Source organism: Stenotrophomonas sp. YJH_SMC_127, from assembly GCF_059372445.1.
This window is the reverse complement of sequence record NZ_JCAFVO010000006.1, coordinates 112,659-138,546: the sequence shown is the minus strand read 5'-3', so window position 1 is coordinate 138,546 and position 25,888 is coordinate 112,659. Positions and strand designations below refer to the sequence as shown.

The window sequence follows — 25,888 nt, the reverse complement described above, 5'->3', positions numbered from 1 at the left end:
ATCTGGTGGGTGCCAACCTTGGTTGGCACATTCCAACCGTGCCGGGGAATCTTCCGCCGGCCAGCGGCCGGCACTACCGGTCGGGTGGGTGCCAACTGTTGGTTGGCACATTCCAACCGTGCTGAGGAATCTTCCGCCGGCCAGCGGCCGGCACTACCGGTCGGGTGGGTGCCGACCGTTGGTCGGCACATCCCATTCCAGGGCTACCGCTCGATCGCCGGCAACGCGTCCGACAACAACAACCGGTCAATCCGCCGCAACGCGCTCTCCAGCTGCCGGCGATCGGCCGCCAGCCCCAGCGACAGCCGCACGCCGTTCTGATGCTGCACCCCCGGCGGACAGAACGCCGAAGATGGCGCGATCGCCAGCCCCTGCAGCTGTGCGGTACGCACCAGGGTGGCGTCAGTCCATGGCGCTGGTACCCGGCACCAGGCATGCAGGCCTTCGGCGCGCAGCAGCAGCGAAGGCGCCAGCAGGTAGCGCGCCATGCGCATGCGCTCGTGCGCTTCGCTGCGCACCTGCGCCAGCAGCGATTGCGCCGAACCATCCAGCAGCAGCTGGCTGGCCAGCGCCGCCACCAGCGGATGCCCCATCAACCGGGTGGCGCGCAAGGCCGAAGCCATCGCCTCGGCGTGCGCGGCACCCGGGCAGCGCACGAAGGCCGTGCGCAGGCCGGGGCTGATCACCTTCGACAGCGTCGCCACGTAGAACACATGGCGCGGTGCCAGCGCCGCCAGCGGTGTCGGTGCATCCTCGGCGAGGTGCCAGTAAGGATCGTCTTCGATCGCCAGCAGGCCTTCCCTCTCCAGAACACGCGCCAGCGCTTCGCGCCGCTGCAGCGGCAGGCTCAGCGCGGTCGGGTTCTGGCAGGTGGGGTTGAGATAGACCAACCGCGCGCCGCTTTCGCGTGCCAGCCGGGCCAGCGCATCGGGGCACATGCCGTGTTCGTCGCTGTCCACCGGCAGCAGCCGCCGGCCCAGTGCGGCGGCGGCCTGCAGCAGGCCCGGATAGACCAGCGCATCGCAGAGGATCGCATCATCGTCGCGGCCCTGGCTGAGCAGGATCGCGGCAAGCGCCACCTGCGCGCCTTCGGTCAGCAACAGGCTGGCATCCTCCACCGCGCCCAGCATCGGTTGCAGCCAGCGCGCTGCCGCGTGGCGGTCGGTGGGATTGCCGCCGCCCAGGTGGTAGGTCATCAGGTTCGGCGCGTTGCTGCGCGCAAGCACGGCGGCGGCACCGCGGCGCAGGGTCTCGGCCAGCGCATCGGCATCGGGCACCGGCGGCACGTTCATGCTCAGGTCCACCACCTGGTCGAAGCCGGCCTTGGGTGGTGCGATGAAACTGCCTTGTGGCCCGCGCGCCTCGATCAGGCCGCGCTTGCGCGCTTCGTCGAACGCCCGCGTTACCGTGGTCAGGTCGACGCCGAGCTGCTGCGCCAACGCGCGTTGCGAGGGCAGGCGTTGTCCTGGTGCAAGACCACCGCGACGCACCGTGCGCTCCAGCGAATTGACGATGCGCAGGTAGATCGGCCCGTTGTGCGCGAGCACGTCCTGCACCCATTCGCGGGCTGCGACATCCGGTCGCGGCATGTACGGAGCATGTCGGGGCGTATCGTTGCTTCCAACGGCGGGAGCCTGTCCATAACCATCGGTCGGTTCGGACAGGTGACCGCCGTTATTGCTTGTGGCGGCCACAGCGGCCAGCGTCAGTGGTGTCATTGCGCGTCCTCAGCGCTTGGCCTGCCAGGGGCAGTAGCAGCCCACGGCAAGCAGTCCTTTCGGGCGCACGGTTTCGCCGCGCACCAGTCTGTCCAGCAGTGGTTCGACGAAGCTGTTGGCCGAGTTGCAGACCATGCCGATGCTGTACGGGCCGGCATAGGCGAGGTGGCCCTGCCGGTCCCAGATCGCCACGGCAGGGCTGGCCGGGATGTGTTCGATGCCGTCGATGGTCGGCAGGTTGATCACCTTGTTGCGCAGCGGCTCAGGCAGTTCGCCGTGGGTACCGGGGCGGCGGATCGCATAGAAGTCGATGCCGGCGCGGCGGTACATGCTGATCAGGTAGCTCAGGTGTGCGCCGGTTTCGCGGTTGCAGACGGCACACGCCGGGTCCCAGAAGTGCACCACGCGGATGCGGCCGGTATCACCGGCCAGATCGGACGGCAGGCGCAGCTGCGAGTCGTCGAAGACGATGGCCTGTTCGGTGAACGTCGACTGCGCGCTGTAGCCGAAGTACTGCCACAGCGCAGCCGCCACGCCGGCCATGAACAGGCAGGCGAGGGCGATCATCGTCGGCAGCAGCCAGCGGCGGCACGGCGCGGCTGCGCCCATCAGGACGCGTCCCCGCCGAACTTGTGCACGTACTGCTTGCGCATCTCGCGGCAGGAGTCGGCCTGCGCGCGACGCTGGATCTCGCTACGCGACGGATCCTCGCTGCGCTGCACGCATTGCTCGATGGCGTGGCGCTCGGCGGCCTGCACATCCACGGTCTGCGGCTGCAGGCAGACCCAGGCCAGCGCGGCCAGCATCAACACCACAAAGCCACCACAGCCGGCCATTACCAGGTGGAACTTCAGTCTCTCGGCGCGCATCGACGCACGTCCCTTCATCCATACATTGCATACAAAATATCATCTTGTATGGATACGGCGCCATGCGCCCGGTTCAGACGATGGCGTTGTGCCGGGCCTCGGGGGCCTCAGACAGGATCTCGTTCAGTTTGGCCAGCGCCCCGGCCAGCGCATCCTGGTCAACTGCGCCGCCCAGCGACAGGCGGATGGCGTTGCCCGGTGGCGGTTCCTCCACGCTGAAGGCGTCCGAACTGGCGATGCCCAGCCCCTGTTCCTGTGCGGCCTGGATCAGCCGGTACTGGTCCAGCCGCGGCGGTAGCGGCAGCCATACGTGCAGGCCGGCCGGGTGCGCCCGCGCGCGGGACGGCAGGTACTGCGCGGCAATCGCCTGGCGCTCGCGCAGCTCCTGCTGGAAGCGCTGCACCATGTCCTGGGCCTGGCCGCTGCGGATCCATTGCGACGCCACCGCCACCATTGACTGGGTCGGCATCAGCGCGATCGCACGCAGGGCGTCCAGCACCGGTTCCATCGGTTCGCCGCCCGGCACCACCAGGTAGGCGGTGCGCAGGCCCGGTGCCAGGCACTTGGACAGGGTGGAGATGTAATACACCGGGCAGCCGGCGTCGCGGTGGGCGGCCAGCGGCGGTGCGGCGTCCCCGGCCAGCAACCAGTAGGGATCGTCTTCGATCACGGTCAGATCGTGGCGCTTGGCAACCGCCAGCAGGGCCTGCCGGCGTTGTGCCGACATCGTCGCCGTGGTCGGGTTCTGGATGGTCGGTACCAGGTACAGCAGGCGCGGGCGGCGTAGCTGGCAGGCCTCTTCCAGCGCGTCGGGCAGCATGCCTTCGGCGTCCATCGCCACTGGCACCACACCCCGCTGCAGCACGCGCGTGGCGGCCAGCAGGCCCGGGTAGGTCAGCTGCTCGGCGGCGATCAGCTCGCCCGGCTGGGTGCGGGCCAGGATCAGTGCGCACAGTGCGGTCTGCGCGCCGGGGCAGATCACCACCTGGTCGGCACCCACCGTGCCCAGCACCGGTGACAGCCACTGCACGGCGGCGGCGCGGTCCTCGCGGGTGCCGGCGCCGACGTGGTAGCTCATCAGTTCGCCCTGGCCCAGCTGCTGGCCCACGTGCTGGAAACCGGCCTCCATGCCCTGTGCGAACGGCGCGCTGCCCAGCAGCGGCGGGATGTTCATGCTCAGGTCCACCGAGGTGCTGCGGTTGCCGGCCGACAGCGCGATGAAGGTGCCGCCGGCGCCCTGCGCATCCAGCAGGCCAGCCTGGCGCAGCTCGGCAAAGGCCCGGGTGACCGTGGTCAGGTCCACGCCCACCTGCTGGGCCAGGTCGCGCTGCGGCGGCAGCCGGTCGCCCGGACGCAGCACGCCGTCATCCACTGCCTCGCGCACCTGCTGGGCGATCTGCAGGTACAGCGGGCCAGCGCCCTCGCGGAAGGGGCGAACCCAGGTGCGATTGGGGTGTTTCAGGCGGCGGCCGGCGGCAGGTGGCGTCATCGGTCAGTTTTTCCATACGTGCAGATGCACAAGTCCATACAATGATGTATCTTGTATGGGCTTGATTGGGGTGGATCGCTCTCTTGTAGGCGACCTCGTACCCACAGTGTAGCCGCTCCACGCCCGGGCGCTGCGCGCAGGCGAGCCGGTCAAGCGCGCTTCTTCAACAGGGTTGACCTCCAATGAATATCTGCTGGAACCGCATCCGCCTGGCGCTGGTCGCCCTGGCCTGCGTCGGCCTGTCGGGCTGTGACTGGGTGCTGCTGGATTCGAAGGGCATGGTCGGGCTCGCCCAGCGCGACCTGATCCTGATCTGCATCGGCCTGATGCTGATCGTGGTGATACCGGCCATCGTGCTGACCTTCGTATTCGCCTGGCGCTTCCGCGCCGGCAACACCAAGGCGAAATACACGCCGGACTGGTCGCATTCCACCAAGGTGGAGATCGTGGTCTGGGGCGTGCCGCTGCTGATCATTGCCGGCCTGGCCGTGATCGTGTGGAAGTCGACCCACGAACTGGACCCGTACAAGCCGCTGGACGTGGCCGGTGAGCCGCTGCACGTGGACGTGATCGCCACCGACTGGAAATGGGTGTTCGTATACCCGGACCTGGGCATCGCCACGGTCAACCAGCTCAACTTCCCGGCCAACCGCCCGCTGGCGTTCAACATCACCTCCAACTCGACGATGAATACCTTCTTCATCCCGCAGCTGGGTGGGCAGATCTACGCGATGGCCGGCATGCGCACGCAGCTGCACCTGATCGCCAACGAGCCCGGCCAGTTCCGTGGCATGTCCGGCAACTACAGCGGGCATGGCTTCTCGAACATGAAGTTCATTGCCACCGCCAGCAGCAACGAGGAGTTCGAGCGCTGGGTGGCCGAGGTACGCAGCGCACCACAGGCGCTGGACTTCAACCAGTTCAAGGCGCTGGCCGCACCGTCGAAGAACGCGCCGGTGCAGCACTTCTCCAGCGTCGAACCGCTGCTGTTCAAGAAGGTCATCGACCAGTTCATCGGCGTCGGTGAGAACACCGCTGCTGCGTCCCCGGCGGGTGCTGCCGGTGGTGCCCAGGTTTCCCAGGAGTAACGAACATGTTGGGTAAATTGACGTGGGAGGCCGTGCCGCTGCACGAGCCGATCGTCGTGGTCACGCTGGCGGCCATGGTGCTGGGTGGCCTCGCGCTGCTTGGCGCGGTGACGTACTTCAAGCTATGGGGCGTGCTCTGGCGCGACTGGTTCACCACCGTGGACCACAAGAAGATCGGCATCATGTACGTGGTAGTGGCGCTGGTCATGCTGGTGCGTGGCTTCGCCGACGCGCTGATGATGCGCGCGCAGTTGGCCGCGGCCGGGCCAGGCAGTGATGGCTTCCTGCCACCGGAGCACTACGACCAGATCTTCACCGCGCATGGCGTGATCATGATCTTCTTCGTGGCCACCCCGTTCGTGGTCGGCCTGATGAACATCATCGTGCCGCTGCAGATCGGCGCACGCGACATGGCGTTCCCGTTCCTCAACGCCTTCAGCTTCTGGATCTTCGTGGTTGGCGCTGCGCTGATGATGATCTCGCTGGGCGTTGGCGAGTTCGCCATGACCGGCTGGGTGGCCTATCCGCCGCTGTCGGGCATCGAGTTCAGTCCGGGCGTAGGCGTGGACTACTACATCTGGGCGTTGCAGGCCTCGGGCATCGGCACCTTGCTGACCGGCGTCAACCTGTTCATCACCATCCTGCGCATGCGTGCGCCGGGCATGACCCTGATGAAGATGCCGGTGTTCACCTGGACCGTGCTGGTCACCAGCGTGATCATCATCGCCGCCTTCCCGATCCTGACCGTGGCGCTGGGTGCGCTCACCCTGGACCGCTACCTGGACTTCAACTTCTACACCAACACCTTGGGTGGCAACCCGATGATGTACGTGAACCTGGTGTGGGCCTGGGGCCACCCGGAGGTGTACATCCTGGTGCTGCCGGCGTTCGGCATCTTCTCTGAAGTCACCGCCACGTTCGCGCGCAAGAAGCTGTTCGGCTACAAGTCGATGGTGGGCGCCACGCTGGCGATCGGCATCCTGTCGTTCATCGTCTGGCTGCACCACTTCTTCACCATGGGTTCCGGTGCCAGCGTCAATGCCTTCTTCGGCATCATGACGATGATCATCGCCATTCCCACCGGCGTGAAGATATTTACCTGGCTGTTCACCATGTACGGTGGCCGCGTCGAGTTCAGCGTGCCCATGCTGTGGACCATCGCCTTCCTGGTCACCTTCACCATCGGTGGCATGACCGGCGTGCTGCTGGCCATCCCGGGCGCGGACTTCCTGCTGCACAACAGCCTGTTCCTGGTCGCGCACTTCCACAACACCATCATCGGCGGCGCGCTGTTCGGCTACCTGGCCGGCTTCGCCTACTGGTTCCCGAAGGTCTTCGGCTTCACCCTCAACGAGCGCCTGGGCAAGTGGTCGTTCGCCTGCTGGGTGATCGGCTTCTACCTGGCCTTCATGCCGCTGTACATGCTGGGCTTCATGGGCATGACCCGCCGCATGAACCAGTACGACAACCCGGCGTGGACGCCGTACCTGATTGCCGCCTTCATCGGTGCACTGTTCGTGTTCGCGGGCATCATCCTGATGCTGGTGCAGATCTACGTGAGCGTGCGCGACCGCAAGCGCAACCTGGACCTGACCGGCGACCCGTGGAACGCACGCACGCTGGAATGGGCCACGCCGTCGCCGCCGCCGTTCTACAACTTCGCCGTGGTGCCCAAGGCCGATGAGCTGGATGCCTTCCACGAAGCGAAGAAGCGCGGCCTGCCGCCGCCGCCGAAGACGTACGCCCCGATCCACATGCCGAAGAACACCGGCGTGCCGCTGATCCTCAACATCTGGATCCTGGTGCTGTGCTTCGCCCTGGTCTGGCACATCTGGTGGATGGCCGCGGCCAGCTTCATCGCGATGATCGTGACCCTGATCGTGCGGTCCTACGACGAGGACGTGGATTACTACGTCAGTTCCGAAGAGGTGGCGCGCACCGAAGCGGCCAACCTTGCCAAGCTGAAGGAGGTACGCGCATGAACCTGTTGACCCGCCCCGAGCTGGCCAGCGAAACGCAGGCGCACGAGGACCACCACGAGCACGACCACGGCCACGAACAGGGCGGCATGAAGGTGTTCGGCATGTGGGTCTACCTCATGTCCGACCTGGTGCTGTTCGGTTCCCTGTTCGCCTCGTACGCGGTGCTCAGCACCGCCTACGCCGGTGGCCCCACCGGCAAGGACCTGTTCTCGTTGCCGTTCGTGATGGCCGAGACCTTCCTGCTGCTGGTCTCCAGCATCACCTACGGCCAGGCCGTGCTGGCCATGCATCGCCACGACACCTCGGCGGTGTTGCGCTGGCTGGGCGTGACTTTCGTGCTCGGTGCCTCGTTCATCGGCATGGAGATCTACGAGTTCTCGCACCTGATCCACGAAGGCGCGGGCCCGAGCACCAGTGCCTACCTGTCGGCGTTCTTCGCGCTGGTCGCCACCCACGGCCTGCACGTGGCCAGCGGCCTGATCTGGATGGCGGTGGTCATGCACCAGGTCTACCGCCGTGGCCTGACCCCGACCAACATCACCCGCGTGTCGTGCCTGAGCCTGTTCTGGCACTTCCTGGACCTGGTGTGGATCTGCGTCTTCACCTTCGTCTACCTGATCGGAGCCTTCTGACATGGCCCACGTCGAAACCTCGCGCGCCGGCAATGCGCACGGCTCCACCAAGTCCTACCTGATCGGTTTCGTGCTGTGCGCGCTGCTGACCGTGGTGCCGTTCGCACTGGTGATGAATCCGGTGCTGTCGCGGCCGCTCACGCTGTTCCTGCTGGTCGGCTTCGCAGTGGCGCAGATCCTGGTGCAGCTGGTCTATTTCCTGCACATGGACCGCAAGTCCGAAGGTGGCTGGAACCTGGCCAGCTTCGTGTTCACCCTGGTGATCCTGTTCATCGTCGTCGCGTTGTCGGTCTGGATCATCTGGAGCATGCACTACCACATGATGATCAACTGAGCCTGCGAACCGTGAAAGGCATTGCGTTCCCCCATCGTGGCCTGCGCCTGGCCGCAGGCCTGCTGCTCGGCCTGCTGGCCGGCTGCAGCGCGCAGTCGCGCATGGACTTCTATGCGAAGGACATCGCCTGCGAAGAACTTGGCCAGCAGTGGTCGATGCCCGACAGCCACGGCACCGTGCGCGGCCCCAAGGACCTGCAGGGGCAGGTGACCTATCTGTTCTTCGGTTTCACCAGTTGCCCGGACGTGTGCCCGACCACCATGGTCGAGCTGAGCCAGGTCAAGCACCTGATGGGCAAGGATGCCGACCAGCTGCAGGTGGTGTTCGTCAGCGTTGACCCGGCCCGCGACACCCCGGAGGTCGCGCGCACCTACGTGGAAGCGTTCGACCCCAAGGCGATCGCATTGGTCGGCAACGAAGCACAACTGGCCGCGATGGCCAGCGACTTCAAGGCGTTCTACGAAAAGGAACCCGGGCAGGTACCGGATACCTACACCATGAGCCACATTGCCGGCGGCTACGTGTTCGACCGCCAGGGCCGCCTGCGCCTGTTCGCGCCGTACGGCATGCCGGTGGAAAAGCTGTTCTCGGACGTGCAGCGCCTGCTGCTCGAGCCCGGCCACCCGGCCGCCGGCAACGACGCGCTGGCCAGCTGCCACCTCAAGCACAGCGGCACACTGGCCGCGCGGTAACGCCGGTGGGTGCCAACCTTGGTTGGCACGTCCGAATCTGCTCCTGGTAGATGCCAGCCTTGGTTGGCACAGCTGTAGAGCCGAGCCCATGCTCGGCGCCGCGCGCACCGCGCCTGCGGCACCCCGTAGACAGCAGCCGAGCATCGGCTCGGCTCTACACGCGCACGGCCCCGGCAGGTGTCGACCGTTGGTCGGCACACCCCCACACCAATCCCCGGCCGGCCAGGAGAGCCAGCCGGCCGGGGCACCGCTCAACGCCTTACTTGGTCTCTTCCCACTGCACCACGTCCGGCTCGGTGGCGCGGATACCGGCGGTGGACAGCAGCTTGGTGCTCGCATCCAGCGCCGCGTTCACCGACGGGTACTCCACGATCGCCTGGCCCGACGCCTTGGAGACCTTCACCACGGTGCCACCGGTGGCCGTAGCCGCGCGCTGGGCCGATGCTGCATCGGTGAAGAACACCTTGACCCGCGAGGTCGCCACCACCGGCGCTCCGTCACGGGAGACCGCCGCCGCGAACTTGCCGGCACCGGCATCAGCAGGCGCCGCCGCGGCGCCATCCAGCGAACGCTTGGTACGCGCGCTGGTGGTCGCCGCCGCCTGCGGGGTGATCGTGAACTGGCCGCCGCTGGCCTGCTTTACCGTTGCCGAGGGCGACAGCTGGAAACGCGTGCCGCCCACATCGAACGAGCGGCCGGTAGCGGACGCCTTCAGTTCCTGAGCATCCACGGTCGACAGGGTCCTGGCCGGAGGGGTCTGTCCCGAGCTCTGTGCCCAGGCAGGGGAGGTCATCGCCGCGAAGGCGAGCGTGCTCAACAGAATGGTGGTCTTCATCATCAGTGCCCCAGAACGCGGATCTTGAAGAATTCGAGGTTGCCACGCGATGCAGCGGTCGCGGCCTGCCCCATGTCGGTCACTTCCAGCGTCCAGGTGCCCGTGGCGTTCTCATCCAGGAAGGCATTGCTGGACAGCAGGTCCCAGCTGGTGAAGTTGCTCTGCGCGCCACCCGTGCCCGAACCGATCGCGGTGAACGCCGGTTGCACCACGCTTCGGGTACCGCTGGGTGACACCAGCACGAACTGCAGCTGGCGCGTGTTGCGGTGGTTGACCCGGAAGCCCAGCTGCACGCTTTCGATGTTGCGCGCGCCGTTGGCCAACTGGAAGGTCAGGCGTGCGGCGGCGGCCGAGGTGTTGCCGATGGCCACGGTACGCGTGGTGTTGCGCCAGCCGCTGTCGACCAGCGCACCGAGCGACTGGAAGTTCTCGGCCACCTGCACCGCGCGTGCAGCGTTGACCACGCCGAAGCCATACCAGTTGCTGTAGGCACGGCCGGCAGCATTCACCGTCCAGCCCGGCACCAGCGTGCGCCCGTCGGCCAGCGTCACCGCCGGCTGGTTCGGGTGGTTGCGGGTGGCGGTGGTGGCCAGGATGTACTTCACATCGCGATAGGACAGGTTCGGATTGGCTTCCAGCACCAGTGCCGCCACGCCCGAGACCATCGGCGCTGACGCCGAGGTGCCGTTCATCTTGGCGGTGTAGTTGCAGGTGCTGTCGATGGCCGACAGGTTGCTGTCCAGCGTGTTCTGGCGGTTGGTGTTCTTGTTGCTGCCCTGCGCGCACCCGGTCACGTCGGTGGTGACGATGGCCGGGTCGTAGGCGCGTGCCACCAGGCCGGGGGCGTACTGGGCCTGCAGGCCGTATTCGCCGCCGAAGGCCGACACCCACAGCGCCGAGCCGGTGGAGGAATACGACGAGCGCACGCCATCGGCTCGCACCGCGCCTACCGTGATCACGTTGAAAAGGTTGTTGCGCGGATCACGGCCAGCCGGCACGCAGCCGGTGTTGCGGTTCTTGGTGTCGGTGGTGCAGACATCCTGGGTCTGGCTGATCGAGGCATTGTTGAAGTTGTTGCCCGCCGACTTCACGTAGATGCCGCCGCGGCCACCGCGCGTACCCGACAGTGCCTGCTCATACGAACGAATCGTGTTTTCGCTGTACGCCAGCGGCAGGTTCGGATTGCCCGGGCCGGCGCCCCAGCTGTTGTTGAAGACCTGCACGTCGGCCGATTCCGCGCCGTCCCACCAGGCGTACTCGATGTTGCTCTGCTGGTTGCCCAGGGCTGAGCGCGAAATCGGATTGAAGCCCTTCAGCGTCGCCGCCGGGGCCACACCGCGCACGCCCAGGTTGTTGGCGCCCACCGCGCCCGCAATGCCGCCGACCATGGTGCCGTGGTTGTCGACATCCGGGTTGGTCGGGGTGGGGTTGTTCGAGCCGTTGATGAAGTTCTTGCCGGCCACCGCGGCCACGTTGGCGGCCAGGTCCGGGTGCGCGATCTGCAGGCCATCGTCGACGATGGCGATGGTGACGCCCTGGCCGCGGATGCCGTTGCGGAACAGGCCATCCACGTTCAGGTCGTTGCCGGCCACCGGCAGGGTGTCGGCCGGGACGGTCTGCCCGGTGTTGAGCAGGTGCCACTGGATACCCGCCAGCGGATCGGCCTGTTGGGCCTGCGCGGTGGCGGCCAGGCTGCCCAGCACCAGGGCAGTGGCAAGGGCCAGGCGCGCAGAGCGCGGTGGCGCGGAGCGTTGCGTGTGTCGCTTCATACACGAATCCTTCTGTTGTGAATCGGCATGGCAGGACGGCGGGGCGGAACTGCCCCATCGCAACGAGCCAAACGCGACACAACGGAGAACCCCCTACCTCTTCACACAAGCAATCTGCAGATGTGCCAATTGCGTCACAAACGCTTATTCCGTGGGGTAATGACGGCTGCAGCGGCCCGCATCTGGTGGGTGCCAACCTTGGTTGGCACGCGTATCCACGCATGGCGCGAATCTACCCAGCATCATCGCGCGCCCTCACATCGCGCTGTGCTACTACAGCCCGTGCACCCTTCCGCACGGAGCACGATGATGGTCAATCCGCTCGCCCAGGCCCATCGCGGCCTCGGCACCACGCTGTTCAGCCTGTTGAACCCGATACCCTTCGGCTTCTTCGTCGGTGCACTGATCTTCGACGCGATCTATCTCAACAGCGCCGAGGTGATGTGGGGCAAGGCCGCCGCTTGGCTGATCACGTTCGGCCTGCTGATCGCCATCGTGCCGCGCCTGATCAACCTGTTCGCGGTCTGGCGCCGCAACGGCACGGCCACCCGCATCGACCGCATCGACTTCTTCCTCAACCTGGTCGCGGTGGTGCTGGCCATCTGGAACGCCTTCGTGCACAGCCGCGATGCGTATGCCGTTGCTGTGCCGGGCACGATCCTGTCGGCGCTGACCGTGGCCCTGATCGCCCTGGGCCTGATCCTGTTGTCATTGCAGCCGCCGGTGCTGCAGGGAGGTCGTCATGGCTAAGCACATCCTGCCCGCCGTGGCCGCGCTGGCACTGGCCGTCACCCTGTCGGCCTGCGCCGGCAAGGCCGAATACCATCCGGCCGACCAGTCGGGACCGCAGCCGCCACTGCCCAAGCCGGCCAACTTCCTGATGCCGCCGATGCAGGTGCCCAAGGGCGTGGGCTGGGCCGACGGCCAGGCCCCCACGGTGGCCGAAGGCCTGAAGATCGAGCGCATCGCCGCCAACCTGCAGCACCCGCGCCGGCTGCTGACCCTGCCCAACGGCGATGTACTGGTGGTGGAAGGCAATGGCCCCGGCGAAGAGCCGGTCACCACACCCAAGCAGTGGATCGCCGGCAAGGTGAAGGCGCGCTCGGGCAAGGCTGGCAAGGGCGGCAACCGGGTCACCCTGCTGCGCCGCTCGCCAGGCACGAACACCTGGACCCAGCACGTCTACATCGAAGGCCTGCACTCGCCGTTCGGCATCCAGCTGATCGGTGACACGCTGTATGTGGCCAACACCGGCAACATCATGCAGTACCACTACGTGCCCGGCGAAACCCGCATGGCCGACAAGGGCCGCGAGTTCACCGACCTGCCCAGCACCATCAACCACCACTGGACCAAGGAACTGCTGGCCAGTCGCGATGGCAGCAAGCTGTACGTGGGCGTCGGCTCCAACAGCAACATTACTGAAAATGGCCTGGCCGTCGAATACCGCCGCGCGGTCGTGCTGGAGGTGGACGTAGCTACCCGTGGCAGCCGCATCTTTGCGTCGGGCATCCGCAACCCGACCGGGCTGGACTGGGAGCCGAGCACTGGCCAGCTGTGGGCCGTGGCCAACGAGCGTGATGAGATCGGTGCCGACCTGGTGCCGGATTACCTCACCTCGGTGAAGGAAGATGGCTTCTACGGCTGGCCCTACAGCTACTACGGCCAGCACGTGGACGAGCGCGTGCAGCCGCAGCGGCCGGACCTGGTGGCCAAGGCGATCGTGCCGGACTATGCCATCGGCTCGCACGTGGCACCGCTGGGCCTGCTGTTCTACACCGGCCAGGCACTGCCGGCGCAGTACCACGGCGGCGCCTTCATCGGCGAGCACGGCAGCTGGGACCGCTCGCCACTGAGTGGCTACGAAGTGGTCTACGTACCGTTCAAGGACGGCAAGCCGACCGGGCGGCCGCAGACCGTGGTCAGCGGCTTCACCTCGAAGGACGAGAAGACCCTGATGGGTGCGCCGGTGGGCATGGCGATGGATGCCGAGGGCGCACTGCTGGTGGCCGACGACGTGGGCGACGTGGTGTGGCGGGTGTCGGCGAAATAGCTGTGTAGCGTCGAGCCACGCTCGACTGCTGTGGATCCGGCCTTTGTAGAGCCGAGCCCATGCTTGGCTTACGCGCGCAGCGCGCGGGTTTCCGTGCACCGAGCGAACAGCAGCCGAGCATGGGCTCGGCTCTACAGTTCGGCGGTACTGCTGCGGAACCCGCTGAACACCGATTCGGCGGCAAATCCCACGCCGCCCAGCAGCACGCCGAAGTACACCACCGTGGCCACCACGAAGCCGTAGCCGGCTGCCACCGCCGCACCATCGCGCTGGATGAAGCCAATCGCAAACGACATCAGCGCCAGCGCCGGCAGCGTGTTGCTGAAGGGAATCGGCCCGGCCGGCGCCATCAGCAGCAGGGTGGCCACGACCAGCGCCAGGTTGTTCAGGCGCATCATCCTCTTCGAGCGCACCATCACCGCCAGCCGCATCGGCCGCGACAGCCGCTCCATGCGGTGCACCCATTTCAGCGCACGGCCCAGGTTGGCCTTCAGCTTGTCGGTGGCGATCTCGCGGCGCGCCAGCTTCTGCGGCACCCATAGCGGGCGGTTGCGCACCCGGCTCAGGCCGATCAGCAGGATCGAGGCGCCGAACACGGTGCTCAGCCCGGGAATCGATACGGGAATGATGAAGATGGCCGACAGCAGGATCACGATCAGCAGCAGGCCTTCATCGCCCAGCGCGCTGAGCAGGGTGCCGACGCTGACCTGTTCGCCGGGCAGCTCGTCGATCATCTGCTCGATCTGCTGGGCCAGGGGCGCGCTGTCGTTGGTTTCGGGGGCACGGTAGGTCATGCGTCGCAAGGTTCTCCAGGGAAGGGCGGTCAGCGGGCCGTCCTGCGGTGGGGGACGCACAGGCTCCTGCAGTATCCCGGCCAACGTGGGCAAAGAGGTGAACCGGGCATGAGGGGGTAAACTGGCGTGCCCCGCACGAGTTGAACGCAATGGACATGGGCCGCAGGCAATCGACCATCGAACTGGTCGCCATCGACATGGATGGCACGCTGCTGGACCCGTCGCACCAGCTCACCCCCCGCGCCAGGAAGGCCATCGCGCAGGCGCGGGCGCTGGGCGTGCACATCGTGCTGACCAGTGGCCGCCCGGTTCCGGGCCTGGCGCCGTACCTGCACGAGCTCGGCATCACCGGCAACGACGACTACTGCATCGCCTGCAATGGCGGCCTGGTGCAGCGCATCGGCACGCGCGAAACCGTGGTCGAGTACCCGCTCAGCTTCGACGACTTCCTGTTCTGCGAGCAGGTCGCCCGCGACCTGGGCGTGCACTTCCAGGGGCTGGACAGCCAGCGCATGTACACGCCCAACCAGGACATCAGCTACTACACCGTGGCCGACTCGCATCTTTCGCGGATGCCGCTGTCGTATCGTCGCGTGGAAGACATGGACCCGTCGATGTCCTTCATCAAGCTGATGATGATCGACGAACCCGAGGTGCTGGACGCTGCCATCGCGCGCCTGCCCAGCGCGCTGACCGAGCGCTTCGCGGTATTGAAGAGCGCACCGTTCTTCCTGGAAGTGTTCGACCACCGCGCGGGCAAGGGGCCAAGCCTTCAGAAGCTGGCCGAGCACCTGGGCATTGAGCGGGCCAACGTGATGGCCATCGGCGACCAGGAAAACGACCTGACCATGCTGCAGTACGCCGGCACCAGCGTGGCGATGGGCAATGCCATCGACGCGGTGAAGGCGGTGGCGCGGTTTGAGACCAGCAGCAATGCCGACGAAGGCGTGGCGCGCGCGATCGAGCGTTTCGTCCTGCAGTAACCGCGCGTCCCTATGCTCTGGTAGCTGCCAACCTTGGTTGGCACACACAATCGGCAAGCGCCGACCAAGGTCGGCCTCTACCAGGCCCCATTCGCCCCGGCAGGTGCCAACCTTGGTTGGCACACACAATCGGCAAGCGCCGACCAAGGTCGGCCTCTACCAGGCCCCATTCGTCCCGGCAGGTGCCAACCTTGGTTGGCACACACAATCGGCAAGCGCCGACCAAGGTCGGCCTCTACCAGGCCCCATTCGCCCCGGTAGGTGCCAACCTTGGTTGGCACACACAATCGGCAAGCGCCGACCAAGGTCGGCCTCTACCAGGCCCCATTCGTCCCGGTGGGTGCCAACCTTGGTTGGCACACACAAACGGCAAGCGCCGACCAAGGTCGGCCTCTACCAGGCCCCATTCGTCCCGGTGGGTGCCAACCTTGGTTGGCACACGAGCACCGACCAAGGTCGGCCCCCACCATGCCGGGGCTATACCCGCGTATAGCCCACCCATCCCCACCGCCATCGGCGCTGTACCACCGCGCAATGGCGTATGCGGCAGCGCGATGCAAGAATTTCGCACGTCGAAATCACGCCATCGAATCCTGCGGCAGATGATCGTCTTCCTCTGCTGACCGGCGCGCACCGCGCCGTCGCTCTCTCAACGCAATCGCACCGCCAGCTAGGGCGCCGACACCGGCGCTGCAACGCGCTGGGCGTGCGCCTGCGCGGCTCTCTCCCTGCACCCTGGATCTACTGCCATGAACACCCCACCCACGACGCGCCTCGCCCTGGCCATCATCGCGGCCACCACTGCACCTGCCTACGCCGCAGAAACGCACGACGCCGCGCTCGACACGCCCACCACGCTCAACGCCCTGCAGGTCATCGCCACGCCGCGCGGTGCGGCCGTGGCACCGACCCAGGTGGTCGGTCCCAACCGCTACATCATCAAGGCCGAAGACCTCGACGCGATGGTCACCGGCAACAACGGCCTGGCCATGCTGAAGCAGGTGCCGGGCGCGAGCTATACCGCCACCGATGGGCTGGGCCTGGATATCTCCGCCACCAGCCTGTTCGTGCGCGGCTTCCGCATGAACGAAATGGGCATCACCTTCGAAGGCGTGCCGCTGAATGACAACGGCTTCCTCTCGCTTACCGGCACCAGCGTGGTGAACGTGGGCGTGCCCGATGGCATCGGCGCGATCACGGTCAGCCCCGGTGGCGCACCGGTCAGCGTGTTCTCCAGCAGCGTCAACGGCGGCAGCCTGGAATACCGCCTGCGCGACCTGCAGGACACGCCCAGCCTGCGCGTGAAGCAGGGCGTGGGCAGCAACAGCACGCTGGTCACCACCGTATCCGGGCAGAGCGGCCAGCTCGGTGAGCATGGCCCGAAAGTGCTGGTCGACCTGCAGCGCGTGTCCGCCGACAAGTACCAGGGCGAGGGCACGCAGAACTTCCTGCGCGGCGACCTGAAGCTGCAGCAGGACGTCGCCTGGGGCGATGTCACCGTGTTCCTGTCCGACAGCAAGGCCAAGGTCTGGGGTTACAACAACATTTCCTTCGACATGATCCGCAAGCTGGGCTGGAAGGCCGACATCTTCTACCCGGACTACGCCTGGGCGTACTACGTGGCCTCGCCGGAGAACGCAGACAAATCCTGCGGCGCCTATACCTGTGGTGAACTGTCCGGGCTGATTCCCTACGACACCGGCCAGAGCACGCGTGACCGCGTGTCCTCGATCAACCACCGCTTCCAGATCAGTCCGGCGCTGAGCGGCAACGTGCAGCTGTACAACGCCAACAGCCACACCCAGGCCACGCTGACCGACCCGAACGTGCCGTCCCCCAACGGCGCGCCGTTCTCCGAACAGGTGCAGACCCCGCGCCTCAACCGGCTGGGCGGCATGCTCAATCTGCAGTTCGAGACCGGCGCGCACACCGTCACCGCCGGTTTCTGGCAGGAGAAGAGCAAGGCCGCCGCCAAGACCGAGTGGTACCAGCAGCCGCTGCTGGGCGAGGGTCCGCCGCTGAAGGCCACCGGCCCGTTCGATGTGTACGGCCCCGCGTTCAAGACCGACAACGCATCGAGCTGGGTGACCCGCTCGCGCCAGTTCTACCTGCAGGACGACATCGTGCTGAACGACACGCTGAAGCTGGGTGTCGGCTTCAAGGCCGTGGACTTCCGCACCAGCGGTGGCGGCCTCGGTGATGCCAAGGACCGGCCGGTGAACGGCACGCTGCGCGCGAAGAGCAACTTCCTGCCGCATGTCTCGCTGTTCTGGAGCCCGACCGAATCCACCGATGCCTTCATCGACCTGGCCAATACCATGAACGGCTACCGCGTGGCCCAGCGCGGCAACATCGGCTACACCGCCTCGGCGTGGACCATCACCGACCAGGAGGAGTTCGACCGCGTGGCCGGCACGCTGCGCCCGGAGAAGAACTGGAACCTCACCGTGGGCGCATCGCATCGTTTCGACCGGCTGACGATCACCGGCGACGTGTTCTACAACGACATCCGCAACCGCTTGCTGTCGGCCGCCATCGGTACCCAGTTCGCGCAGATCAACACCGTGCGGCTGATGCCGAAGATGCACGTGATCGGCGCCGACCTCGGCATCACCGCCGACCTGACTGACCACCTGCAGTTCTACCAGGGCGTGGCCGTGGCCCGTTCGTACTACGACAGCGATTTCGTGGTGGGTGACACGGTGTACCCGATCAAGGGCAACGCGCAGCCGGGCTACCCGCAGATCTCGCTGGTCAGCGACCTGTCCGCCCACTTCGGTGACTGGCGTTTTGGTGCCACCAGCACCTCGTACCTGCGCCAGCCCTTCACCTACGAGAACGACATCCGCGTGCCGACGTTCTGGCAGGTCAACACCTATGCCGCCTACCGCTTCGGTGCCGACAGCGCCGTGTCCGGCCTGGAGCTGCGGCTGGACGTGAGCAACCTGTTCAACCGCCACAACATCGGCACCGCCACCATTGCCGGCTCGTCGTTCTCGGGGGATTACCAGACCCTGCAGCGCAGCGCGCCACGGCAGCTGATGTTCAGTACCTCGATGGCGTTCTGAGGCGATGAAGGTGGGGTCAGAGCCCTTTGCTGCGCAAAGGGATCCGACCCCGCAGCCACCCCGTGATCGGGGTCAGATCCCTTTGCGCAGCAAAGGGCTCTGACCCCCAAAACCCGCCTAGAAACCCGCCTTGCGCAAACAACAGGGGTTTTCTGGCGGCGACGCAAGGTTCCCACAATGTTGCTGGGTCATCCTGTTGGCATGGCACAGCACAACCCGCGAACCCCGTTGTTCGGCATCCGGGGCCCAGGACGGCCTCGGCAGGCGCTGTCCGTGGCGCCTGCAATCGACCTGCGGGCCGAGTACCGGTTCTGGCAGGTCTACGAACGCGTGGTCCGCCCGCTGCCCGGCGGTGGGCTGCGCCGGGCCTGGCTGGTGTGCCAGAAGGTGTACCGGGACCGCCTGCGGTTCCCGCATGACACCCGTGAAGCCGCGCTGGCGCGTGTGCTTTTCGGCAGCAACAGCACGCCCGAGCGCGCAGCCGAACTGCAGGACCTCTTCGGCCTTGTCAGCCGCCGCATGGCGTCCGTTGCCGTCCGGCGACAGGCGCCCATCCCGGGAAAGTGAATCACTGGCCAGGAATCGACACGCGTTGATGGCTTTCTCTTGGTCCGCCTGCTTTTGGCCTATTCTGGGGCGGGCCGGTAAGGACGGGAAACGATGGAAATCAGACGATCTGCACGCCTTGTGATCGTTGCTGAGGATGCGGTGTTGCTGTTCCGGTATCACGATGAACACCACGCTCCCTTCTGGGCTACACCGGGCGGGGAGCTTCTGCCCGGGGAGGGATATGCGGACGCCGCACGGCGTGAGCTCAGGGAGGAGACCGGATTGGATCTGCCGATAGGCGTGCGGCTGGAAAAGCGCGATGCCATCTACGCGGTCGCCCGATCAACGCCCGCGCGATGGCTGGAAGAATATTTTCTGGTCCGCAGCCCCAACCAGCCCGACATCCAGCGTGACGGGTGGACGGAGGAGGAAAATGCCACGATCAGGGCGTGGAAATGGTGGCGCGTAGAAGAGATGAGAGAACAGCCTGCTTCCCTGTTCAAGCCGGAATGGCTGCCGGATCTTTTTGAACGTGTGCCCGCATGACGCGGCCTGATTCTGCCCGCTGCAATTACGTGCTCGCCTTCCCGCGGTCCAACTGCCGGTAGCCAATGGCCTCGGCCAGATGCGCCGTCTGGATCGTTTCGCAACCCGCCAGATCGGCAATCGTGCGCGCCACCCGCAGAATCCGGTGCATCGCCCGCGCCGATAGCTGCAGGCGCTCGATGGCCTGTTCCAGCATGTCCTGATCTGCCTCGCTCAGTCGGGTACAGGCCCGCAGTGCCGCTGGCGGCAGATGCGCGTTGAGCCCGCCACGCACCTCCTGCTTGGCATGGGCGGCTTCCACCCGTGCACGTACCGCCGCACTGGGCTCCCCCAGCGGCGTGCTCTCCCGCAACTCCACTGCGTCCATGCGCGCCACACTGATATGCAGGTCGATACGGTCCAGCAACGGACCAGACACCCGCGCACGGTAACGGTTGATACGCTCTTCGCTGCACAGGCAGCGGTTGCTGCGGTCACCGGCCCAGCCGCACGGGCAGGGGTTCATCGCCGCCACCAGCTGGAATCGCGCTGGATACTGCACGCTGCGTGCCGCGCGGGCGATGCGGATGTGGCCGGACTCCAGTGGCTCGCGCAGGGTCTCCAGCGCGCTGCGGTTCCACTCTGGAAGCTCATCCAGAAACAGCACGCCGTGATGGGCCAGCGAGATCTCGCCGGGGCAGGGCGGATTGCCGCCGCCCACCAGCGCCGCCGCGCTGGCACTGTGGTGCGGTGCCCGGAAGGGCCGCTGCCGCCATCGCCTTGGGTCCAGCCCTTCGCCACTCACCGAGGCAATCGCGGCCAGCTGCAACGCCTCGGCTTCCTCGGTATCCGGCAACAGGCTGGGCAGGCGCGAGGCCAGCAGCGTCTTGCCGCAGCCCGGACTGCCGATCAGAAGCAAATGATGCCCACCCGCTGCGGCCACTTCCAACGCGCGCCGCGCATGCGCCTGACCGCGCACGTCGGCCAGATCGGGCAGCGGCAACGGCGTCGTGTCCACGCGCTCCACGGACGGCAATAGACGCGGATTGCCCAACCCGGCGCAGCACTCCAGCAGCGTGCGCGCCACACGCACATCAGCATGCTCGGCCAACGCAGCCTCGGCGGCATTACCCGGCGGCACCACCAGGATGCGCCCGGCTTCAGCGGCGGCGATTGCGGCGGGCAGCGCTCCGGCCACCGGCCGCAGCTCGCCAGTCAGCCCCAGCTCGCCCAGGAACTCGTATTGCAGCAGCGACTGCGGATCGACCTGGCCACTCGCGGCAAGAATGCCCAGCGCGATGGCCAGGTCGTAGCGCCCACCTTCCTTGGGCAGGTCGGCAGGCGCGAGGTTGAGCGTGATGCGCCGCTGCGGAAAGTCGAAGCGTGCACAGAGCAGGGCGGCACGCACGCGCTCGCGGGACTCGCGCACGCTGGTCTCGGCCAGGCCGACAATCTGGGTGGCGGGCAGGCCGCCAGAGAGGTGCACTTCCACCCGCACCAGCGGGGCATCGACCCCGGCGCGGGCACGGCTGTGGACCAGCGCCAGGCTCATGTGTGGATTCCTGCAGAAAGACGCTTGATGGTGCGGCAGGTGCTCTGCAGGGACTATCGGGAATTGCTGGTGAAGCGGCTAGGGGGATTCCGGCCAAACGCAGCCCGGTCCTCAAGCTGGTCCTCTGAATGGCATTTTGCGTAGCCCCACGCAGACTATTCGATCCGGCTGTGCGCAAGGTCGTTAGATATCCTCGCCGCTCCAAAATTGAGTTGTATATACGGGGTGTTTGGAATCGACGTCCCCCAGGTTCTGAGTGGCACGATCCGAGTCATTGCCTCGTTGATACGGTCCGGTCAAGATGCGAACTAAGCTCTTTTATTGGATGGCATATGGAAGCCTTGAGAAGATACCTGCTTGCGCCCCCGTCCGGCCACGCGATCTTGCTGAACGGTCCTTGGGGAAGCGGTAAGTCGTACCAGTGGAGCCATTTCTCGCTGTCACTAAGCGAGATCAAGCGAGAGCCGATTTCGCTGTCCGTCGCAGGACTTGTATCGCAAGAACAGCTTGAAGCCGCTCTCTTTCAGGCTTCCTTGAGTGGCCTTGGAAATGAGGCAATGAGGGAGGCTGCCACCGTGATCGGCCGAGCACTGCTTCGGACAGTCAGAATTGAACCGAATGACATTAAGCTGAAGTCCGATTTCTCTTCGGGAAAGACAGTTGTCTGTCTGGATGACGTAGAGCGATTTGAGGGGAAGTTCTCGATCCTCTTTGGATTTATCGTCAACCTGTTGGACAGAGCGCGAGTTCATTGCGTACTTCTGGCCGATGAGCGGAAGGCGATGGAGAAATTCGGTAGTGAATTCGGAGTATCCAAGGAACGAATCATTGGCCGTACGGTAGTGGTATCGTCCGATACTGCTGCATTCAGCGAGGAAGTGATCAAGGGGCTGGCGGATCAGGGAGCTCGGGATCTGCTGATGCACCATTTTCCCTATATTAGGAGCTTGCTGAATCTTAGTGGTACTTCGAATTTGCGGACAATTCGATACTTCCTCATGGAGGTTGCGTCTCTTATTTCTGACATTCGACCAGTGGAGGGGACTGCCGTGCGTCCTCTCCTCAGTGCTGTGTACTTCTGGGTTCTATCTGCAAGTCGGAACGCCGCAGAGCGCGACATTGCTGCGGCCGTCTTCCGCATGGGTGGAATGGCAGTAGCAATTCAAATCCACGTGAATCGAGACAGCCCCTCAGTGGCCGGTGACGACATTGCCGTCTGCGCAGCACGCCTTGTATATGATAGCGGTTTGATGGATGAAGCGACGACGTGGCCAAAGTCCACAGCATTCGCTACGTTGGTCGAGGGCGCTGAGGCCGATGTGGCGATGATTGCGGAGGATTTTAGCCTTCATGCTCCGGAATCTATCTCGAAGGTACGTGCTCTACAGGCAGCGCTCAATGGCTATAGCCAGATGACAGACGATGAGCTCCAGACGGCAATTGGCGAGGCGAAAGAGGCCATTAAGAGCGGTTTGGACGCTGATCTAGTGGAGCTAGTAGAGCTCTACCGAACGCTTCGTCATTTTCGGAATCTTGGGTTCATTGCGCAAACAGAGTCCGACTTCGACAAGGATATGAACCTTGCGTTCTCTACCTACGACCCGTCGGTCGTCAGCTGCGACCACGCGGGATTAGAGTTTCTGTCAGATCACCAGGGGGCTGATAGCCTTCCGATCTGGGGTGTGATTCGAGACCTCGCCGATCGTATTGAGCAGCATGCTAGAGTCGAACGGAACAGGAACATGCTGGCGCAACTAGCCGATCCTTCGAGCGAGCTCCCAGATATGATCGATTGCCGAGGGATGTTCGCAGATTTGGATCCACATGCCTACGCGACCGAGCTGATCGCTGGCGCTCCAGTTGCAACTGACCGGCTCTCGAAGGCAATTCGCAGGGCTTATCGAGTATCGAATGTTGAATCGTATCTCCGAGGTGAAGCACCATTCTACGAGGCTCTGGCCGCCGAGTTGGGCGCAATCCTTGTGCTCGATTCGCCGAGAACCATCGCTCAAGTTTCAGTCCTATCTGTTAAAGACCAACTGTCTGCTTTGGCGGCTCGGGTCGTGGTGTAGCGGTAATTTCATAGGTCGGAGGTGCTGTTCCCACTGTCGGCCTCATTCGAGATCTCCATTGAAGTCGATCCTGCCGCAACACGTATCGTTTCCTCTCGACCGGGCTGCCTCCTCTCTATTTGGTGCTGGACAAGTGGGGGCCCATTGAATCCGATCTCGGGTCAATGGTCCTGTCACTAGCGGTAAGCCCTTGCGAATAGGCTGCAAGGACCATCAGAGAGATAGAAGCTGCACAAACGTGTGAGTCGCAGCGGCAGGGATGTGGCGTGTGGGATGTGCGGTCGGCCGATCCTTGGCGGTGGGGCTAGCAGAGAGGAAGGAAGCAGGGCTCTTGCTGCTGGGCGAGGAGAAGTTGATCTCGATCTGAGGGGTCATCGCAGGTTGCTGACGAAGCGACTATGGGGCCCTGGCGGGCGCTGAGCTGTCCCCCAAGCAGGCACCGCTGCTCATCCAGCACCAACCCATTGAAGCGCCCAAACCGCGTCTCAATCCACGAAGGCCCCGCACTTTCCACCAGCAACCGCCCCTGGCTCTGGTGCAGATCCAGCCAGCGCTCGAAGCTGATGCGCAGACGTTCGATATCCGGTGCCCGCCAGTGGGCATCGGCAGGCATGCGGATCAGCACGCGCGAGGGCGCGTTCTCCACCTCCATCACCAGCACGCCCTTGCAGCGGATCTCGAAGGACGTCGCCCCGGCATGGCGCGCGTGCAGTTCAAAGCCCTCGTGGGCCTTCGCGGTCACGAAGCCGCGCGCATCACTGTGCAGCAGGCGGTAATCGGCCGGCTGCAGCTTCTGGTAGGCCCACACCTGATCGCCCGCGGGCTCGGGCCACTCCACCCACATCGCGCCGATCACTGCGATGCACACCACCGCAGCGGCCAGGCCGTGCATCTTCATTCGTCGCCCCCGCACACAGGCAGAAAGGTCCGCGCCATAAGCGTGCGCTCAGTCCTTGGGTCGCATCCGCTCGTGGATGAAGGCGGTCAGCGCCAGATCGGCCATCACCAGCCCCTCCATCACCCGGTCGCCGACGTACTGCTCGGGCTCACCGTTCTGGCGCGTGCGCTCGGCCGCCAGCAGGATCTCCTGCACGATGCGCTGGCCGGTGAGTGCGCAGTCGGCGTCGGACAACTGCATCTGCCGGCTGCGTAGATGATGCCGCTCGGGCCAGGGCTGGCCATCGGCCGCAGCGCCTGCGCCAATGGCGTGCAGGATGGCGATGAGGCTGTTGGGGTCAGGGCTCGGAGCGCGTGACGGCGCTTCCTGGATCGGGCGCGGGGGAGGGGAGTGCGGCGTGGTCATGGCGGGCTCCGTGCATGCAGGCAGAAGCCGCCACCGATAAAGGTGGCGGACAGGGCGTGGCTCGAAAACCGGTTGCTAGACAAAGCCGGCGGGCACGAGGCCCCCACGCCCCGCCCGCCATAGCCGGCAGACGGATTGCCAGCCGGCACCACGCGCGGTGGTGCCGGCTGGCAAGCGCAAACTTACGTCTAGCAATCCGGGTTTTCGAGTCCCGACCACCGATGCACGGTGGCGCAGTAACGATTACCTGCTGTTGTGCGGAATGCCAACGGGTAGGGGTCAATGCCGCCAAAACCCGAGACGCTTTTGGCATTGTCGCATAGCACCGGAAGCGGCGAGAGCCTTGGCGTGCTTGGCGCAGCGGCACTTCTGGAACGGAGTCGTCAGAACCTTCCGCTAGAGACGCAGGGAGCGGCAAATGCGACAGCACTTGGTAGGCGAAAGCGTATTGCTACTACCAATAGCGGCGCCTGGCTAGCCAGTCGAATCTGGCCGCTCGCGGAACCAAGCCCCGAACTGGCCGTGGTGCGCGAAGTGGCGCAGTTCGAACTGACGAGATTCGTGAATGACGTGCCGCCATCGGGCACAGCCGTACTTCTTGGGGGTTTGTTCCGGGTGGTGCTCTGCTACCCAGCGAACGGCTGTGTCCACACTCACCCAGCCGTCGATCGCCCGTTCTCGGAAGGCCTGTCTCAGCGCACTGACAATACCTGTGAGCGGCCAATGGATCTGCCCATCAGGCGCGATGCCGTTGACCATAAACTCATGGAACTGGGGAGAGTGAACCAGCTCCGCAAAGGCTTTCGCTCCCCGCGCAACATCTGCCGCAAGTGCACGCAGCCGTTGAAACTGGCGGTCGATCTGAGCGTAGGAACGGCTGAGTGCAGCCTGTGCCTTCAGGCATCCTTCGACAGTCTGGATATCGTATTGCTCGATGAAGTGGTGAACGAGCACGTTCCTGAGGTTCACCAGTTCGCGCAGGTCGGCTTGCAGCGTTGCATGGGATTGCTCTGGAAACTCTAGCCCCATGTGCAGAGCGACGAAGCTTGAATTGCTGTCGTAACCCGATGGGCCGCCAGGGGCTTCGCTGCCCTCTTTGACCACGCATTCGGCAGTCAGGTGACCTACCAGCACCCCCATGGTCTTGCCGCTGATCTCTGCTTTGCGCTTGTCCAAAGCCATTGGGAGTGTTTCCGGCGTACCGAACAACTTCTGAAAGGCGAGCATGGATTTCATCAGTTGCTCGCACTGCTGACGTCGCAGAATGCAACGGCCAAGAAGCTGTTGCACTTCGTGCTGTGCACCGACAATGTCATTCTGGTCGACGGCGGACATGGCAAACCTGAGCATGGGACACGTCGACTTTACAGCCAGAGATGGTGGAAGCTCAGGCTGGACCAGAATGATGAGGTTGTTGTCTGCATCGCTTGCGGGCATGAGTGACTTTCTGCCTATTGACCCCTTAGGGCGTCGCGCAGAAGGTGACTACCTCTGTAGTCAGCCGGAGCCACCCTGCCCCGATCAGGAAGGTTCTGCGGTGTTTGAACGGATTCCACCCACTGGCGCAGGCCAAACAAGGAC

Annotated in this window: 23 protein-coding genes; 12 read left to right on the top strand and 11 right to left on the bottom strand. The window is 65.1% G+C overall.

What is annotated here, in order from left to right; genetic code table 11:
• Nucleotides 1–203 precede the first annotated feature (203 nt).
• From AC5QAB_RS15345 to AC5QAB_RS15330, 4 genes are read right to left on the bottom strand one after another with little or no spacing between them, the layout of a single operon-like run.
• Complete coding sequence (locus AC5QAB_RS15345; RefSeq protein WP_197561243.1) at nt 204–1,718, bottom strand: aminotransferase class I/II-fold pyridoxal phosphate-dependent enzyme; 1,515 nt, start codon at nt 1,716–1,718, stop codon at nt 204–206.
• Nucleotides 1,719–1,727: 9 nt separating this feature from the next.
• Nucleotides 1,728–2,327: a DUF6436 domain-containing protein gene (locus tag AC5QAB_RS15340; RefSeq protein ID WP_197561244.1), complete on the bottom strand. Its 600-nt coding sequence runs from the start codon at nt 2,325–2,327 to the stop codon at nt 1,728–1,730.
• Nucleotides 2,327–2,605 carry a hypothetical protein gene (locus tag AC5QAB_RS15335; RefSeq protein ID WP_169411283.1) on the bottom strand — a complete coding sequence of 93 codons (279 nt, stop codon included), beginning with the start codon at nt 2,603–2,605 and terminating at the stop codon, nt 2,327–2,329. Before AC5QAB_RS15335 ends, AC5QAB_RS15340 begins: the two co-directional genes overlap by 1 nt.
• A gap of 55 nt (nt 2,606–2,660) precedes the next feature.
• Nucleotides 2,661–4,076, bottom strand: a complete 1,416-nt coding sequence (locus tag AC5QAB_RS15330; protein ID WP_164109663.1) for an aminotransferase-like domain-containing protein — start codon at nt 4,074–4,076, stop codon at nt 2,661–2,663.
• Nucleotides 4,077–4,258: 182 nt separating this feature from the next.
• Here AC5QAB_RS15330 and cyoA point away from each other — a divergent pair, with 182 nt between their 5' ends.
• The 5 genes from cyoA to AC5QAB_RS15305 are packed head-to-tail and all read left to right on the top strand — an operon-like array spanning nt 4,259 to nt 8,804.
• Nucleotides 4,259–5,164, top strand: coding sequence for a ubiquinol oxidase subunit II (gene cyoA / locus AC5QAB_RS15325; RefSeq protein ID WP_014648731.1), 906 nt, complete (start codon nt 4,259–4,261; stop codon nt 5,162–5,164).
• A gap of 5 nt (nt 5,165–5,169) precedes the next feature.
• Nucleotides 5,170–7,146, top strand: coding sequence for a cytochrome o ubiquinol oxidase subunit I (gene cyoB, locus AC5QAB_RS15320; RefSeq protein ID WP_032958781.1), 1,977 nt, complete (start codon nt 5,170–5,172; stop codon nt 7,144–7,146).
• On the top strand, nt 7,143–7,778 hold the full coding sequence (gene cyoC / locus AC5QAB_RS15315) for a cytochrome o ubiquinol oxidase subunit III (protein ID WP_164109665.1): 636 nt from the start codon (nt 7,143–7,145) through the stop codon (nt 7,776–7,778). Before cyoB ends, cyoC begins: the two co-directional genes overlap by 4 nt.
• A 1-nt stretch (nt 7,779) precedes the next feature.
• On the top strand, nt 7,780–8,112 hold the full coding sequence (gene cyoD, locus AC5QAB_RS15310) for a cytochrome o ubiquinol oxidase subunit IV (protein WP_006399830.1): 333 nt from the start codon (nt 7,780–7,782) through the stop codon (nt 8,110–8,112).
• 11 nt (nt 8,113–8,123) lie between these two features.
• Complete coding sequence (locus AC5QAB_RS15305) at nt 8,124–8,804, top strand: SCO family protein (protein WP_164109666.1); 681 nt, start codon at nt 8,124–8,126, stop codon at nt 8,802–8,804.
• A 259-nt stretch (nt 8,805–9,063) separates the two neighbouring features.
• On the opposite strand, the gene AC5QAB_RS15300 is transcribed toward AC5QAB_RS15305, so the two are convergent.
• Nucleotides 9,064–9,642, bottom strand: coding sequence for a DNA breaking-rejoining protein (locus AC5QAB_RS15300; protein ID WP_111205639.1), 579 nt, complete (start codon nt 9,640–9,642; stop codon nt 9,064–9,066).
• The gene (locus tag AC5QAB_RS15295) at nt 9,642–11,408 is read right to left on the bottom strand and encodes a S8 family serine peptidase (protein WP_197561245.1); all 1,767 of its coding nucleotides are present in this window, start codon (nt 11,406–11,408) and stop codon (nt 9,642–9,644) included. The genes AC5QAB_RS15300 and AC5QAB_RS15295 overlap by 1 nt, the downstream gene beginning before the upstream one ends.
• 309 nt (nt 11,409–11,717) lie before the next feature.
• On the opposite strand from AC5QAB_RS15295, the gene AC5QAB_RS15290 reads away from it, so the two are divergent.
• Together AC5QAB_RS15290 and AC5QAB_RS15285 are read left to right on the top strand one after the other, a co-directional pair.
• Complete coding sequence (locus AC5QAB_RS15290) at nt 11,718–12,158, top strand: DUF2231 domain-containing protein (RefSeq protein WP_041863928.1); 441 nt, start codon at nt 11,718–11,720, stop codon at nt 12,156–12,158.
• Nucleotides 12,151–13,461: a PQQ-dependent sugar dehydrogenase gene (locus AC5QAB_RS15285; RefSeq protein ID WP_197561246.1), complete on the top strand. Its 1,311-nt coding sequence runs from the start codon at nt 12,151–12,153 to the stop codon at nt 13,459–13,461. Before AC5QAB_RS15290 ends, AC5QAB_RS15285 begins: the two co-directional genes overlap by 8 nt.
• 131 nt (nt 13,462–13,592) lie before the next feature.
• Here AC5QAB_RS15285 and AC5QAB_RS15280 read toward each other — a convergent pair whose 3' ends face one another.
• Nucleotides 13,593–14,255, bottom strand: a complete 663-nt coding sequence (locus AC5QAB_RS15280; RefSeq protein WP_197561247.1) for an exopolysaccharide biosynthesis protein — start codon at nt 14,253–14,255, stop codon at nt 13,593–13,595.
• A gap of 149 nt (nt 14,256–14,404) precedes the next feature.
• Here AC5QAB_RS15280 and yidA point away from each other — a divergent pair, with 149 nt between their 5' ends.
• The 4 genes from yidA to AC5QAB_RS15260 all read left to right on the top strand — a co-directional run bounded on the left by yidA (nt 14,405) and on the right by AC5QAB_RS15260 (nt 19,401).
• Nucleotides 14,405–15,238, top strand: a complete 834-nt coding sequence (gene yidA / locus AC5QAB_RS15275; protein WP_069117700.1) for a sugar-phosphatase — start codon at nt 14,405–14,407, stop codon at nt 15,236–15,238.
• Between the two features lie 749 nt (nt 15,239–15,987).
• Nucleotides 15,988–18,306 (top strand): TonB-dependent receptor domain-containing protein, encoded by a 2,319-nt coding sequence (locus AC5QAB_RS15270; RefSeq protein ID WP_197561248.1) that lies wholly within the window; start codon nt 15,988–15,990, stop codon nt 18,304–18,306.
• A gap of 177 nt (nt 18,307–18,483) precedes the next feature.
• The gene (locus AC5QAB_RS15265) at nt 18,484–18,873 is read left to right on the top strand and encodes a hypothetical protein (RefSeq protein ID WP_032958799.1); all 390 of its coding nucleotides are present in this window, start codon (nt 18,484–18,486) and stop codon (nt 18,871–18,873) included.
• Nucleotides 18,874–18,966: 93 nt separating this feature from the next.
• A complete protein-coding gene (locus AC5QAB_RS15260) occupies nt 18,967–19,401 on the top strand; it encodes an NUDIX hydrolase (protein ID WP_049408006.1) in 435 nt (144 codons plus the stop codon).
• Between the two features lie 25 nt (nt 19,402–19,426).
• On the opposite strand, the gene AC5QAB_RS15255 is transcribed toward AC5QAB_RS15260, so the two are convergent.
• Nucleotides 19,427–20,932, bottom strand: a complete 1,506-nt coding sequence (locus tag AC5QAB_RS15255; RefSeq protein WP_197561249.1) for a YifB family Mg chelatase-like AAA ATPase — start codon at nt 20,930–20,932, stop codon at nt 19,427–19,429.
• A gap of 332 nt (nt 20,933–21,264) precedes the next feature.
• On the opposite strand from AC5QAB_RS15255, the gene AC5QAB_RS15250 reads away from it, so the two are divergent.
• Complete coding sequence (locus AC5QAB_RS15250; protein WP_197561250.1) at nt 21,265–23,004, top strand: hypothetical protein; 1,740 nt, start codon at nt 21,265–21,267, stop codon at nt 23,002–23,004.
• A gap of 304 nt (nt 23,005–23,308) precedes the next feature.
• Here AC5QAB_RS15250 and AC5QAB_RS15245 read toward each other — a convergent pair whose 3' ends face one another.
• The 3 genes from AC5QAB_RS15245 to AC5QAB_RS15235 form a co-directional block, all read right to left on the bottom strand.
• Nucleotides 23,309–23,902 carry a cold-shock protein gene (locus tag AC5QAB_RS15245; RefSeq protein WP_262216891.1) on the bottom strand — a complete coding sequence of 198 codons (594 nt, stop codon included), beginning with the start codon at nt 23,900–23,902 and terminating at the stop codon, nt 23,309–23,311.
• 48 nt (nt 23,903–23,950) lie between these two features.
• Complete coding sequence (locus AC5QAB_RS15240) at nt 23,951–24,307, bottom strand: hypothetical protein (protein WP_100450727.1); 357 nt, start codon at nt 24,305–24,307, stop codon at nt 23,951–23,953.
• 474 nt (nt 24,308–24,781) lie between these two features.
• A complete protein-coding gene (locus AC5QAB_RS15235) occupies nt 24,782–25,642 on the bottom strand; it encodes an OST-HTH/LOTUS domain-containing protein (RefSeq protein ID WP_495233486.1) in 861 nt (286 codons plus the stop codon).
• Nucleotides 25,643–25,888: the final 246 nt, after the last annotated feature.